Annotated in this window: 9 protein-coding genes and 1 pseudogene; 3 read left to right on the top strand and 7 right to left on the bottom strand. The window is 69.7% G+C overall.

Features of this window, described 5'->3' with window-relative positions; translation table 11 throughout:
• Window positions 1–6: 6 nt before the first annotated feature.
• The 4 genes and pseudogenes from LFM09_RS16280 to LFM09_RS16265 form a co-directional block, all read right to left on the bottom strand.
• A pseudogene (locus LFM09_RS16280) lies at window positions 7–351 on the bottom strand (primosome assembly protein PriA); the annotation flags it as partial.
• Between the two features lie 30 nt (window positions 352–381).
• Complete coding sequence (locus LFM09_RS16275; protein WP_414097283.1) at window positions 382–1,578, bottom strand: hypothetical protein; 1,197 nt, start codon at window positions 1,576–1,578, stop codon at window positions 382–384.
• 10 nt (window positions 1,579–1,588) lie between these two features.
• Window positions 1,589–3,535 (bottom strand): phosphocholine-specific phospholipase C, encoded by a 1,947-nt coding sequence (locus tag LFM09_RS16270; protein ID WP_414097282.1) that lies wholly within the window; start codon window positions 3,533–3,535, stop codon window positions 1,589–1,591.
• A gap of 91 nt (window positions 3,536–3,626) precedes the next feature.
• Window positions 3,627–4,952, bottom strand: coding sequence for a S8 family peptidase (locus tag LFM09_RS16265; RefSeq protein ID WP_414097281.1), 1,326 nt, complete (start codon window positions 4,950–4,952; stop codon window positions 3,627–3,629).
• Between the two features lie 134 nt (window positions 4,953–5,086).
• Here LFM09_RS16265 and LFM09_RS16260 point away from each other — a divergent pair, with 134 nt between their 5' ends.
• The 3 genes from LFM09_RS16260 (at window position 5,087) to LFM09_RS16250 (ending at window position 8,956) form a co-directional block, all read left to right on the top strand.
• Window positions 5,087–5,830 carry a calcium-binding protein gene (locus tag LFM09_RS16260; protein WP_414097280.1) on the top strand — a complete coding sequence of 248 codons (744 nt, stop codon included), beginning with the start codon at window positions 5,087–5,089 and terminating at the stop codon, window positions 5,828–5,830.
• 49 nt (window positions 5,831–5,879) lie between these two features.
• Window positions 5,880–8,405: a BTAD domain-containing putative transcriptional regulator gene (locus LFM09_RS16255; protein WP_414097279.1), complete on the top strand. Its 2,526-nt coding sequence runs from the start codon at window positions 5,880–5,882 to the stop codon at window positions 8,403–8,405.
• A gap of 68 nt (window positions 8,406–8,473) precedes the next feature.
• The gene (locus tag LFM09_RS16250; RefSeq protein ID WP_414097278.1) at window positions 8,474–8,956 is read left to right on the top strand and encodes a calcium-binding protein; all 483 of its coding nucleotides are present in this window, start codon (window positions 8,474–8,476) and stop codon (window positions 8,954–8,956) included.
• Here LFM09_RS16250 and LFM09_RS16245 read toward each other — a convergent pair.
• From LFM09_RS16245 to coaBC, 3 genes are all read right to left on the bottom strand, one after another.
• Window positions 8,946–11,828 (bottom strand): hypothetical protein, encoded by a 2,883-nt coding sequence (locus tag LFM09_RS16245; RefSeq protein WP_414097277.1) that lies wholly within the window; start codon window positions 11,826–11,828, stop codon window positions 8,946–8,948. The genes LFM09_RS16250 and LFM09_RS16245 overlap by 11 nt on opposite strands.
• A 195-nt stretch (window positions 11,829–12,023) precedes the next feature.
• The gene (gene metK, locus LFM09_RS16240) at window positions 12,024–13,226 is read right to left on the bottom strand and encodes a methionine adenosyltransferase (RefSeq protein WP_414097276.1); all 1,203 of its coding nucleotides are present in this window, start codon (window positions 13,224–13,226) and stop codon (window positions 12,024–12,026) included.
• Between the two features lie 36 nt (window positions 13,227–13,262).
• Window positions 13,263–14,516, bottom strand: a complete 1,254-nt coding sequence (gene coaBC, locus LFM09_RS16235; RefSeq protein WP_414097275.1) for a bifunctional phosphopantothenoylcysteine decarboxylase/phosphopantothenate--cysteine ligase CoaBC — start codon at window positions 14,514–14,516, stop codon at window positions 13,263–13,265.
• Window positions 14,517–14,549 lie beyond the last annotated feature (33 nt).

Below are 14,549 nucleotides of genomic sequence, written 5' to 3'. Positions count from 1 at the left end.
GGCGAGGCGCAGCACGTCGATCATGCCGCCGGCGTAGCGGTCGGCGATGGTGCGGGCCAGGGCGGCGATCTCCGGTGACAGCACCGGTTCGGCGGAGACGACCTTTTCCAGGAACGCGAGCTTTTTGCCGTACTCGGAGGTGGCCACTCGTTCGAGCAGGTAGCCGTCGACCAGCTGGCCGGCGAAGCGGACTCGGACTCGGCAGCCCGGCACCGCTGTCGAGTCCAGTTCGGACGGTACGGAGTAGTCGAAGGGGCGGTCCAGGTGGGCGAGTGGCACGTCCACCACGATGCGGGCGACCGGCAGCACGTCGGCGGGGACTCGCTCCCCTCGTCTGGCTCCAGTCTTCATGCCTCCTGGTGTATCAGACACCCCCGACAGTCACGCGTTGCGCCTCACCAAACCGGTGAAGCCCGCCACGAACAGGGTGGCGAAGGCCCAGGCCAGGATCTGCAGCAGCCAGGTCGAGGCCAGCACGAACTGGCCCGCGCCCGAGGAAGCGTCGACAGTGCAGCGAGCGTCGACCTTGACCAGCGGTGTTGCCACGTTCAAGGCATAACCGACCTGCTCGACCGCTGAGCAACGCACGGCGCCCGACACCAGGACCACGCCGACCGACACCGCAAGCACTCCCGCGAGCCACACGAGGGCCAGCCCTGGGCGGTAGCCGTGCCCCACGGTCACGCCGCGGACGAGGTGCCAGATGCGGCCCCACCGGGAGAGCTGGCCGCGGCGGCGCAGATCACGCTGTGCGGCAACGCGGATCCGGCGCACATCACGCTCGTGGCCGGCCGCCAGATGCGCGGCGGCGAGCTGGGTCCACGGCTGCGTCGCGTAGTAGGGAGTGCGCGTGGCCAGCAACGACAGCCATTCGTCCACAGTGGCGTCACGCGGTAAACCCTCGTACACCAGCCCTTCGAGCTGCACCTGGCCGTCGATGCCGTCGAACGGCATGAGCAGGTCCTTGCCCACCCGGACGTGCCGCAGGTCGAGCGCGACGCCCGGCGAGCTGAACCGGCCCTCGCGGAAGATGAGCTGCCCGTCCACACGGGCGCCGCGCATCCGCACCGCCGCGTGCTTCTCGCCGCCGAGAATCCGGCAGCCGTGGGACAGGAAGATCGCGTCACCGACCTCCACGTCCACCAGGTACAGGCTCGACGAGAACTCGGCGCCCTGGCACATCAGCACGTTGGAGATCCGTGAACCGTTCAGCTTCACGGACCCGGTCGCGTGGAAACCTTCGTCCAGGTAGACGCTGCCACCGATGCGCATGTGCATCGCGTCCAACGACTCCTCGGCGCTCAGCCGTGCGCCGCTCAGCCGCAGGTCGTGGTCCACGGTCAGGCCACCTGCCCGCACCGACGGCGCGACCAGGCCTTGAAGGTCCAGGACCGAGAACTGCGCGCGGTTGAGCAGCACGGGCTCGTCGGTGGTGCAGTCGCGCAGCACCAACGGCCGCTTGACCACCAGGTCGCACAGGTCGAGCTGCCCGACGACGTGCGCACCGACCAAGCGCACCCCGCGCGGATCCTCCTCGTCCGTCAGCAACCTTCGGATCTCGTCGCCAGTGATCTCCACGCGAGAAACGTTAGCCGGAGATCGACTCCTGGCCGTTCTCGATGTGACCACACAGACGACGACGGAACCGCGGTTCCTCCTCCACCGTCACGGTCAGGTCGTACCAGCCGGAGTTCATCACGGTCAGCCACGGGATCACGTGCCGATGCCCCGGACGCACGACGTACCGCCGCCGCCCCAGCACGAACGTCAGCCGTGCGGAACCGGAGTTCTCGAACGTCAGCGTCAGCACACGGCTGTACCCACGCGCCGACGACGAGACGCGCGCACGGTCGGAAGCAGAGCCGGCGAACTCCCGGCGGAATCCGTTGGGCCCGAGCAACACCAGGTCGTGGTCACCGGCCACCTCAAGCGATTCCGACGAGGCAACGTCGAAGTGCTGCGGCACGGAGAACTGCCCCGAGTACGGGTACAACGCGAAGTGCACAGCGGAAGACCCGGAGTTCGTGAGATCCAACCGAGAGCCGCGCAACGACGCGTCAGGCTGGTACGGCAGAGCGCGCGCACGCCGCCGTCCAGCCTCCTGCTCGGGCATCTTCTGGTCAGAAGGCGGGGCAGGTCGCCAGCGCGGCGTCGCGGGCGGCACCGGGGCGGGCTCGCCGACCTCGGGCCACGTCCGCCGCCGGTCGAAGTCGAAGGCCGAGGTCAAGTCACCCGACACCGTCCGGCGCCACGCGGAGATCTCTTCCGACCGCACCCCGGTCCACCGCTCCAGGAACTGCGTCATCGACGTGTGGTCGAACACCTGCGAACACACGTAACCGCCGACGGACCACGGCGAGACGACGGTCATCGGCACGCGCGCACCGAGCCCCAACGGCCGGTCGCCCACGTACTCATCGGTCACCGACAACGGCGGGCGCGGCGGCGGCACGTGGTCGTAGAAGCCGTCGTTCTCGTCGTAGGTGATGAACAGGACCGTCGACTCCCACACGTCCTGATTGGACGCCAACGCGTCCAGCACCTGATAGGTGATCGACGCCGACGCGGCGGGCGAGGACGCGCCGGGGTGCTCGGAGTCCACAGAGGACGGAACCAGGTACGACACCGCGGGAAGCCGACCAGCCTCGACGTCAGCGCGGAACGTTGAGCCGAGCGTACCAGGCTGAACGCGCTGCAATCCCCTGTCGTACAGCGATTTCTCTGCGGGCGAAAGCGAGGAGAGGTCGATGGCGCCGATCAGTGCCGGGTCCCCGGTCCCGTACAGCTTGTCCAGCGACTTGAACCCGGCCGGCAGCACCTTGCGCGCGATCTCCTTGAACCGCACGAAGAACTCCAGGTTGTTGTCCTGGAAGTTGTCCCACTCCTGGTACACCCGCCACGACTTCCCGGCCGCCTCAAGGCGTTCGGGATAGGTCTTCCACGAGTACCCGGCGTGGTTGTCCTCGTTGTAAGCCGCGTTCCCGGTCGCACGAGCACCGGAAGGCTCAAAGCCGGTGTACCCGGACACCCAGTAGTTGCGGTTCGGCGACGTGGAGGACGGCACCGAGCAGTGGTAGGCGTCGCACAGCGTGAAGGTGTCGGCCAGCTCGTAGTGGAACGGGATGTCCTGCCGCGTGTAGAACGCCATCGTCGCAGCGGTCTTCGCCGGCACCCAGTTGTCGTTCCACCCGCCGCGCAACGCCGAGTGCCCGCCGTTCCAGCTGTGGTCCAGGTCGCCGATGTACTGGATGTCACGCCCGGAAGCAGCCTCACGCACCGGAAACGGTAGTACGCCCGACTGGTTGAACACGCCACGAAGAGCATTACGGTCGGAAAACCCGCGCACGCCGCGAAGAGTCCCGTAGTAGTGGTCGAACGAACGGTTCTCCTGCATCAACAGCACGACGTGCTTGATCGCGCGCAGCCCTCCCGCACGGGGCTCACGGGCCAACGCCGCGTACACCGACGGCGGCAGCAACGTGCCGGAGGCAGCAGCAACGGCAGCAGCCATGAACCCACGACGAGAAAGCGACATGGGACGAGTTTGTAGTCTCAATACGTGACGCGGAACCGTCACCAGTATGAACAAAGGCCCCGGATGCACCGGGGCCTTGTTCACACTCACATCATGCTGCGGCGATCGCCGCAACCACGCTGGCCCGAGCGTCCAGCCTGCCCTTGCCGCACTGACCGGCGACGGGGTGCACCTTCGTCTTGATGTTCACCCACACCTGCGCGGGCGTCAGCAACGGCTTGAAGTTCGCAACCCGACCGTGCTGCATCAACGCCACGACCCCGGCAACGTGCGGTGAAGCCATGCTCGTGCCCTGGTAGTGCTTGTAGATCGACGCGGCCGGCACGGTCGCACCGCTGTTCAACGTCGACAGCACACCGTTCGCGACCGCCGGCGACGTCTCGCCACCCGGCGCGCAGATCTCGACCGTCGCGCCGAAGTTCGAGTACGACGCCTTGTTGGCCTGCCGGTCGGTGGCGGCCGTGGTGATCACACCGCCGCAGTTCGCCGGCGTGGCCCCGGCAGCGTTCACGTTGTCGTTGCCGGCTGAGACGACAACAGTGGCGCCGTGCACGTTGCGTGCCGTGTTGATCGCGTTCTGCAACGTCGCCGGGCACGAGGCCGAGGCGCCACCCAACGACAGGTTCAGGGTCTTGGCCGGGTGCGGGTTCGCCGGAACGCCGGGAACAGCGCCACCAGCCGCCCACACGATGCCCGCCGCGATGTCTGCCAGAGTGCCGCCACACGTGCCGAGCACGCGCACCGGAACGACCTTGGCCGACGGCGCGACGCCCGTGCCACCGGTCGCGTTGTTGCGCAACGCCGCCACGGTGCCGGCGACGTGCAGGCCGTGCCAGCTCGACGGCCGTGCCGCCGAACCCGGACCGCACTGCCCGGCCAGCCGCCAGTCGCCCTGGTCCATCGGGTTGGCGTCGCGCCCGTTCCCGTCCTTCGCGAAGCCCGCGTTGCTGATGAAGTCGTAGCCGCCGATGTAGTTGGCGGTCAGGTCCGGGTGCCAGGTGCGGCCGGTGTCGATCACCGCGACCCGCTGGCCCGCTCCGGACACTCCGAGGTCCCACGCCTGCGACAACCCGATGCCGCCGGGGTTCTCCCAGTAGTGCCACTGCTGCGGCCACAGCGGGTCGTTCGGCACGGCCATCGACTCCAGCACGATGTTGGGCTCGGCGTACTCGACGTCACCACGCGCCATCAACACCCGGATCGACTCCGCGGCGTCGCGCGACGCGAGCACCTCGGCGCCGTCCGTGGCGTCCGCGACGGCCCGCGATCTCGACTGGGCCAGTGCGTCACCTCTCGACGCACCCTCCCGGAACTTGACGATGATCTCCTGCTCGGGCTCCTCCTGCGCACTCGCGGTCAGCGGTACGACCGCCAGCGCCATCACCGCGCCGAGCAGTGCTGCCATGCCGGTTCTCATTGGTCTCTCCCCTTCACGACGGACTGACGGCGAGAAGGAGAAACCGGCGCGGTTGTGACCCGGATGCGATCGCCACAACCGATCCACAACAGGCGCCGCGTACTCACGTGCCCAACGAACTTGAGGGGGAACTCATGCTTCAGCTCGTCGTCGCAGCAGCGCTCGCAGCATCAGGAACCGCCGCCGCACCAGAACCCGCGACCGTCGCGCGGGTCGAGGCCGGCAGGCTCGTCGTCACCGGGGCGCCGGCGCGCGCCAGCCAGATCCACGTCTCCGGCACCACCATCAGCGATGCCGGCACGATGCGGGCGGGCACCGGTTGCACGCGCTTGTCGGCCTCCCGGGTCCAGTGCGCCCAGGTCCAGAAAGTCGTGATCTACCTGGGCAACCGCGACGACACGGTGTTCTACGACAGCGCCGTGCCCACCGAACAGCACGGTGGCGACGGCAACGACTCGTTGCAGGGCGGTTCGGGCCCGGACACGCTGCAGGGCGGCGACGGCAACGACACGATGACCGGCGGCACCGGCCCGGACAAGCTCTACGGCGGCGACGGCGACGACGTGCTGGACGAGCCGTCGACGGACGCGGGCGGCAACGTCCTGCAGGGCGGCTACGGCAACGACAAGATCGACGGCGCGAAGGCGAACATGCGCGACCGCGCCGACTTCAGCGACCACGTCGAGGGCATGACGATCGACCTGGCCGCGGGGACGGCGACCAGGCCGGGCGAGACGGACCAGCTGAAGAACGTGCAGGACGTCCACGGCACCGCGGGCGACGACACGCTGTCCGGGAACGCGTGGCCCAACCTCATGAAGGGTCTCGGCGGCAACGACACGTGCACGCCGGGTCCCAACGACGTGTGCGACCCGTGACAAATTCCGCGTGATGTATCAGGGCGGGAACTGAGAACTCCGCTGGTGCGTGGACACACTCGACGTCCGCCTGCTCGGACCCCTCGAAGTCACCGGGCCAGGCGGCATGGTGCGCCTCGCCGGTACGCGCCAGCGCTCCCTCCTGGCGCTGCTGGCGCTGCGCGCACCCTCGGTGCTCCCCGCAACGCACTTGATCGACGCGTTGTGGGGCACCGAGCCCCCTCCTACGGCGCTGCGCACGCTGCACAGCCACATCGCGCGCGTGCGTTCAGCCCTGGCCGCGATCGGGCTCGCCGACGTGCTGGTCACCACGAGCGCGGGCTACGCGCTGAAGATCGACCCGTCCCACGTTGACGTGACCCGCTTCGAACGCGCTCCATCACCACGTGCGGCGCTCGCGTTGTGGCGTGGCGATCCGCTCGCGGACTGCGACGTCTCCGAGTGGGCCTCCGCCGAGATCACCCGGCTGCACGAGGCCCGGCTCTCGACCGAGGAAGCCCTGGCACAGCAGGAGATCAGCCGAGGCGCGTGCGGAACCGCCGCCGCCCAGCTCGAACGGCTCGTCGTCAGCCACCCGCTGCGCGAACGCTTCTGGGAGCTGCTCGCCGACGCACAACTACGTGACGGCCGACGCGCGGACGCGTTGAGCACGGTTCGACGGGCCCGCAACGTGCTCGTCGAAGAACTCGGTGTCGATCCCGGCGCAGGTCTGCGCGCGATCGAGACCGAGGCGCTGGCCTGCCCCGCACCGGACGAGAGCTCGAGCCTCGTCGGACGCCAACGCGAGACCCAAGATGTCGTACGGCTGCTGGAAAAGGCACGGCTCGTCACCCTCACCGGCCCTGCGGGCTGCGGCAAGTCAAGACTCGCGCGTCACGTCACGCCATCGTCCACAGTGGTCGATCTGACCTCGGCGACCTCCGTCGAAGACGCCGTCGCCGCAGCCTTCGACCTCACCGCACGAGAACTCAGCACCCTCGGAAACACCCTGGTGCTGCTGGACAACTGCGAACATCTGCGCGCGAAGTGCGCGAGGTTCGTCGAGGCAAATCCCAGACTCCGCGTGCTCGCCACCAGTCGCGAGCCCTTCAACGTCCCAGGCGAGGCAGTCTACCCGATCCCACCGCTCGCAGTTCCCGACCCGGACGTGCCGCGCTCGTTGGCGGAGCTAGCCGCCTACGACGCGGTGCGACTGTTCCTGGACCGTGCCGCCCACAACTACACCGACGCCGACGCCCCGGCGATCGCCCAGCTCTGCGCCGCGCTCGACGGCCTGCCGCTCGCACTCGAACTGGCCGCAGCGCGCACCTCCGTCCTCACACCGGCCCAGATCGTGCGACGACTCCGCGACCGGTTCGGCCTGCTGGGGCCGCTCAGAGCCGCCATCGCCTGGAGCCACGACCTGCTGACGAACGCGGAACGCTCGCTGTTCGCCGACCTCGCGGTGTGCGCGGGAGGCTTCCCCGCCGACCTGGTCGAAGCCCTCGCCGGCACGTTGGACGCCCTGACCGGACTGGTCGCGAAATCACTCGTGCGGGTGTCGAGAGTCGCCGGCGAAACCCGTTTCTCCATGCTGGAAACCGTCCACGCCTTCGCCCTCGAACAACACTCCTCCGCACACGCCGACGCCGCCGACTTCTTCCTGCGCCTGGCCGAACGTGCCGAAGCCGACTCGACCGGCACGTTGCTGAACGAGCTCCGCGTCGAGCACGCGAACCTCAAGCGCACCATGGACTGGTTCACCTCCACCGGCGACACCGACAAGGTGCTGCGCCTCGTGGTCGCCCTGAACCGCTACTGGCACCGCACCGGCAACTACAGCGAGGGCCGCCAGTGGCTGCACATCGCCCTGCGCGGCTCGGGGCCGTTGCGCGGCAAGGCATTGGCCTCAGCGGCCGCGCTGGCGTTGCTCGAATGCGACTACGCCGAGGCCGTCCGCCACGCCCGCGACGGGCTGGAAGCCGATCCGTCGCTCGCCGGACGCCTGCACCGCCTGCTGGGTTCGGTTGCACGGGAACGCGGCTACTACGAAGCCGCGCTGCACCACTACCAGGAGGCCGCCCGTGCCTCGAACCCGATGAACGCGGCCTACGCTCAACAACTGGCCGGTGCCACGTCCTGGCTGGCCGGTGACCTCTCCGTGGCGGAGGCTGATCTTCAAAAATCACTGAAGTCATTACGTGAGCTGAACGACCGGCGCGGCGCGACGTCCTCGCTCGCCTATCTCGGTGCTGTCGCGTGGTATCGGGGCGACGCCGCGGAGGCGCGCGAACTGCTGGACGAAGCACTGGACACGTTCGGAGAGCTGGACTTCAAGGAAGGCATCGCCTGGGCGCTCAACCTGCTCGGCCTCGTCGAGCACGGCACCGGCAACCCCAAGGCGGCCCGCGGGCTCCTCGAACGCAGCCTCGAACTGCACCGCGAGCTCGGCGACCGCTGGCGGCAGGCGAGCGTGCTGGAGGCGTTGGCACGCTCGACCGGTCAGCGGGAGCTGCTGGCCGAGGCCGCCGCCATCCGTGCCGAGATCGGCGCACCGGTGCCGGCGATCGAACGGGACATGGCGCGCTCTGGTTAGCGTTCGGGCAACGCTCGGTTGCGACTCTTCAATCCGTAAGCACCACACGGAAAAAGGGGAGGACAACCATGAAACTCCGCATCGCAGCGGCAGCGCTCGCCATCGGTCTGTGCACCGCCGGTGTCGCGTCAGCCGATGAGGTTCCGCCGGAGTTCCAGAACAGACCCACGATCGCGGACTGCTACAACGCCGTGCCCACGATCGTCGGTTCCGGCTTCATCTCCGGCACCATGCTGGACGACGTGATCCGCGGCAGCGAGTACCCGGACGTCATCGACGCGAGCGACGGCGACGACATCATCCTGGGGCTCGGCCGCGACGACGTCATCTTCGGCGGAGACGGCAACGACCTGATCTGCGCCGGTTGGGGCGAGGACCGCGTCCAGGGCGGTCCCGGCCACGACACCGTCTACGGCGAGCTCGGCAACGACAGGATGCGCGGCGGTGATGGGAGGGACCTGCTCTCCGGTGACCTGAACTTCGACGAGGGCGACGGCGAGGCGGGCTTCGACTTCTGCCCGGCGTCCACGGAGGTCCAGGTCAGCTGCTGACCGACTGCCGCAACAGGATCTCCGTGGCAGGATCGGGTCTCACTCCGATCTGCCGCAACGAGTCCAGCACGCGCGCACGGGCCGCCACCGTCCTTTGTGGATCCCGTGCGCGCAGTGCCGCGGCGAGCGCCAGCCGGTGACCGCGCGGCTCGAACGGTTCCAGCGTCAACGCACGATCAGCCAGCTGCCCGGCCTGGGCGGGATCCCCGGTGACGAGCCGGAGTTCGCCCAGCGCCAGCAGGTTGTGCACGTGCCGCGCCCGGATCTGGGCGATCTCGGCCTCGCACAGGTCCACCAGATCCGGGAGCGGCTCGCCACGCCACAGCGCGACGGCCTGGTCCAGCGAGTCGGCGTCGCTCAGCTCGTGGAACGACCACAGGTCCACGGACAGCAACCCGCCTCGCACCAACCGGATCGAGTCGCCGTCGCTGCGCAGGCAGTAGCTCGCCTCGCCGCCCGCGCGCTCGGGTTCGAGCAACCGCCGCAGGTGGGTCATCGTCACCCGCAGGTTCCTGGCGGCGCTCGCGGGGTCGAGGTCGGGCCACAGCAGGTCCATCGCCTGCTCGCGGACGACGACCGGTCGCAGCACCAGCAGGCCCAGCAGCTGACGGACCCGCGTGCGCCGCAGTTCCGGCGCGTCCACAGCGACACCGTTGCGGGTCACCCGCATCGGCCCGATGACCTCGATGCCGATGGGGTGATCCGGTGGCGTGGGCACCGCGGCGAGCAGCCGGGTGGCACCGGCGGCGAGTTCCGGGTCGCGGGTGAAGTCGCGGAACAGGCGATGCACCGCGGTACCGACGCGATCTGCCAGCCAGCCGCCCAGCTTCGTCTTCCCCGTCGCGGCCAGGCGCACGGCGAGTTCGACGGACCACGGCAGCGGGAGGAAGCACAACGCGTGTTCCGCCGGCACGTCCTCGCTGAGATCTCCTTGCCTGGCTTGGACGAACGCCCGTCCGGCGGCTCGTGCCCTGCGGTGTGACGGGCCCAGATCGGTGCTGTCCCAGCGCTCCCGGAGCTCGTCGCTGAGCACGTAGCCCAGCGTCAGGAACCGGCGCAGGTGCCGTTCGGCGACCTTGTTGTCCGCGGGCCACCGGGCCAGGTGCTGTTTGTAGATGTCGCGGGCGAGATCCTCCTCCCCGCGCGTGACCGCGACCGCCGCCTGCGACGCGCATGCCAGCACCGCGTCGCGCGCGTTGTCCTGTCCTGCGGGCAGTTCGGTCGTGGCCTCGCCGAACGACGCGGCGATGACGGTGTGCAGAGCGCGCGCTACGAACTCACCTCGTGCCGTGCTGTCCGCCTCTCCTCCTTGGAACTCAACGGGTTCGCCGTCGAACCAACGCGCCACGGCGGCGTGCCGGAGCGCCAGGTCGTCGTTCAGCATGCGTTCGGCGAGTTCGGCCGCGTCGTGCCCGCGCCCGCACATCGCCAGGCAGTGGACGTGGAACCTCGTCGTGGACACCGACAGCGCCTTGGGCACTTCGCCGGTGGGTGCCTGGGCGAGGTGGACGAGTGCTTCCTCGGGATCTCCCGCCATTTCGGCGACGACCGCGGCGACGCTGTGCCGGAGCAGCCGCAGCACGGGCGTGGAAGCGTCAAGTCGTTGGGCCCGTTGGGCTACCTCGACCAGCCGGGCCAGATCACCGCGCGAATGGGCGGTGATGACCGCCTGGCCCAGCGCCACCGCGGCCCCGTCGTGGTCGTCCTGCATCTTCGCGCAGGAGCGGTCGACCAGGCAGTCGATGGTCGGGTCGGTGAAGTCCCGCGCGTGCGCCACCGCGGCTTTGAGCAACAGGAACGCCGGCTCGTCCACGTGCTCTTGTGGCACCGCTTTCAGCCAACGCTCGGCCGTCGCCACGGGCAGCACCGACAACGTGGTCCGCACGAGCTCGACCGCGATCCGCGCCAGCAGGGCCCAGTCACCCGCTCCGCACGCCACCCGCCCGGCGCCGGCGAGGTCGCCTCGCTTCAACAGCACCTCGACGGCCCCGGCCCGGAGGTGGCCAGTCGGCACGAGGTCCGCCCACAGGTCGTGCGCCCGATACCGCCCGTCGTCGAGCCGGTCGACCAGCGGAACAGCCCGGGCGAGGCGCTCCAGCCGCACGGGCACCCCGGCGACCGCGCCGACCTCGTCCTCCGTCGCGCACCGAAGCGCCACCAGCGCGGCCAACGCGTGCCGCCCCGGCTCGGTGAGTCCGGTCAGCACCTCCTCGGCGGCATAACGCCACGACGCGGCAGGCCCCGCGCTGAGCGACAGCCTGATGAGCGCGGGCCAGCCGTGGAGGTCCTCGGTCAGCTCACGGCCGAACCGCCGGGCCAGCGCTGCCGTCTCGGCGTCGGTGAAAGCCAGCTCTTCGGTCCCGATCGCGGCGACCTCACCGGCCGCTTCCCTTTTGGCCAACGGAAGGCCCGACGCGCACCGGCCGGACAACACCAGATGCGCGGTGTCCGGCAGCGCACGGGTGACGGCCGCAAGCAGCTGCGCGCCCGGTGAGGTGTCCGGGACCTCGTGCACGTCGTCGAGCAGGAGGCACACGTCGAGCGGGGCACGGTGGCGCAACGCCGCCAGGACCTCGCGCGCACCAGGTTCGGGGCTGTGGGTGCCGAGGGCTTTCAGGATCGCCGCCGCCAGCCGGGTCGCGTCCTCGTGCTCGGGGCCGCAGGTCACCCAGGCGTCGACGCCGCGTGGTTCGAGGAGGTTCGCGCGGACCGCCTGAGCCAGCGCGGTGGTCTTGCCGAAGCCCGCACCCGCGACGACCAGCGTGACCGGGCGAGACCAACGTTGGCGCAGGCGGTCGACCAGGCGCAGGCGGGGCAGCTCGACGTCGAGCGGGCGCGGTACCGCCCGCAGGCCTCTCGTGTCGTCCCCCACGCAGTGCGGAGACGGGCGCGGGAGCCGAAATACGCGCGAACAGCCCAGGCGCCGGCGGCCTTGCGGAGTGCCTGCGCGCGATCCGTCGACTCCCGCAGCAGGTGGGGCGCAGTACCGCCTGCACCCCACCACGCAGAGCCGAAAACGCGGACGGCCCGCCCCCCGTGCGGGAAGCGGGCCGTTCCTACGAACAGATCAGGCGCCGGCGGCCTTGCGGAGGGCCTCCGCGCGGTCCGTCGACTCCCACGGCAGGTCGACGTCGGTGCGGCCGAAGTGGCCGTACGCGGCGGTCGGGGCGTAGATCGGGCGCAGCAGGTCGAGGTCGCGGATGATCGCGGCCGGGCGGAGGTCGAACACCTCGTTGATGGCCTGCTGGATCTTCTGCGGGTCGACCGTCTCGGTGCCGAAGGTCTCGACGAACAGGCCCACCGGCGCGGCCTTGCCGATCGCGTAGGCGACCTGGACCTCGACGCGGGTGGCGAGGCCTGCCGCGACGGTGTTCTTGGCGACCCAGCGCATCGCGTACGCGGCGGAACGGTCGACCTTCGACGGGTCCTTGCCGGAGAACGCGCCGCCGCCGTGGCGGGCCATGCCGCCGTAGGTGTCGACGATGATCTTGCGGCCGGTCAGGCCCGCGTCGCCCATGGGGCCACCGATGACGAAGCGGCCGGTGGGGTTCGTCAGCAGGCGGACGCCCGAGGTGTCCAGCGACAGCTCGGCGAGCTCGGGCTCCACGACGTGCTGGCGGAGGTCGACGCCGAGGAGCTTCTCGAGGTCGATGCCGTCGGCGTGCTGGGTGGAGATGACCACCGTGTCGAGGCGCACCGGCTGGTCGCCCGCGTACTCGATGGTGACCTGGGTCTTGCCGTCCGGGCGCAGGTACGGGACGGTGCCGTCCTTGCGGACCGCGGTCAGGCGGCGAGAAAGCCGGTGCGCGAGAGCGATCGGCAGCGGCATGAGCTCGGGCGTGTCGGTGCACGCGTAGCCGAACATCAGGCCCTGGTCGCCGGCGCCCTGCTTGTCGATCTCGTCGGCGGCGCCCTCGACGCGGTTCTCGAACGCGGTGTCGACGCCCTGCGCGATGTCCGGGGACTGCGCGCCGATGGCGACGTTCACGCCGCACGAGTTGCCGTCGAAGCCCTTCTGCGACGAGTCGTAGCCGATCTCGAGGATCTTCTCGCGGACGATCGTGGGGATGTCCGCGTAGGCCTCGGTCGTCACCTCACCCGCGACGTGGACCTGGCCGGTGGTGACGAGCGTCTCCACCGCGACGCGCGAACGCGGGTCCTTGGCCAGCAACGCGTCCAGGATCGAGTCGCTGATCGCGTCACAGATCTTGTCCGGGTGTCCCTCAGTCACCGACTCACTGGTGAACAGCCTGCTGCTGTGCTGGCTCACGGACACTCCTTCTTCGCGGGTTGGACTGGCGGAAGTCTACTGAGACTCGGTCAAGCGAGCGGTAACTGCGTCCCACACCACGGACGCCACTTGCGTCTTCGGTCCGTGCGGTATAGGGGTCTCGGAACCTTCGGCGGAGAGCAGCCACCCGGCGTTGTCCTCCTGCTCGAACGCCTTGCCGTCGCCGACCGCGTTCACCACCAGGAGGTCGCAGCCCTTGCGCTGCAGCTTCGCCCGGCCGTAGTCGAGCACCGAGGTCGACTCGTCACCGGTCTCCGCGGCGAACCCGACGATGACCTGCCCCTCCCGACGTGCGGAAACGAGCTCCACGAGGATGTCGGGGTTCTTGGTCAGCGAGATCGGGTCCGGGTCGTTCGAAGTCTTCTTGATCTTGTGCCCGGCGAGACTAACAGGCCGGAAGTCGGCCACGGCCGCGGCCATGACCACGACGTCGGCGTCCGCGGCGACCTTGTGCATGGCGTCGCGCAGCTCGACCGCGGAGCCCACCCGGACCAGGTCGACCCCGGCCGGCGTGGTGAGGTCGGCGGTGTTGCCCGCGACCAACGTCACTCGCGCGCCGCGCTGGGCCGCCACCCGTGCGAGCGCATAGCCCTGCTTGCCCGACGAGCGGTTCCCGATGAACCGCACCGGGTCGAGGGGTTCACGCGTGCCACCGGCGGAAATCGCGACGTGCACGCCTTCCAGTGTCCGCTGCAGAGCGTCGCCGCGCACCAGCAGCAGCCGGGCGAGCTCGACGATCTCGGACGGCTCTGACAGGCGGCCCTTGCCGGTGTCCTTGCCGGTCAGCCGGCCACTCGCCGGTTCGGCGACGATGACACCGCGGCTGCGCAGCAGTTGCACGTTGTGCTGGGTGGCCGGGTGCTCCCACATCTCGGTGTGCATCGCCGGCACCAGCAGGACCGGGCAACGCGCGGTCAGCAAGGTGTTCGTCAGCAGGTCGTCCGCGAGGCCGTGCGCGGCCTTCGCGATGAGGTTCGCCGTGGCGGGCGCGACGACCACCAGGTCGGCGTTCTGCCCGAGCTTGACGTGCGGGACCTCGTGCACGTCGTCGAACGGGTCCGCGGACACGACCTGGCCCGACAGCGCCTCGAACGTCGCGGCGCCCACGAACTTGAGCGCGCCCTCGGTGGGGATGACCCGCACGGAGTGACCCGACTCGGTCAGCCGCCGCAGGACCTCACAGGCCTTGTACGCGGCGATGCCCCCGCCGACGCCCAGGATGATCCTGGGCTTCGTGGGGGCATCGTCAGCAGACTGAGCGGAAGTCAACGGTTCTCCTGTGCGTACGACCTACGAGGGCCA

The organism is Lentzea alba (assembly GCF_047445655.1).
GTDB lineage: Bacteria > Actinomycetota > Actinomycetes > Mycobacteriales > Pseudonocardiaceae > Lentzea > Lentzea alba_A.
This window is presented reverse-complemented; position numbering and strand designations above follow the sequence as displayed.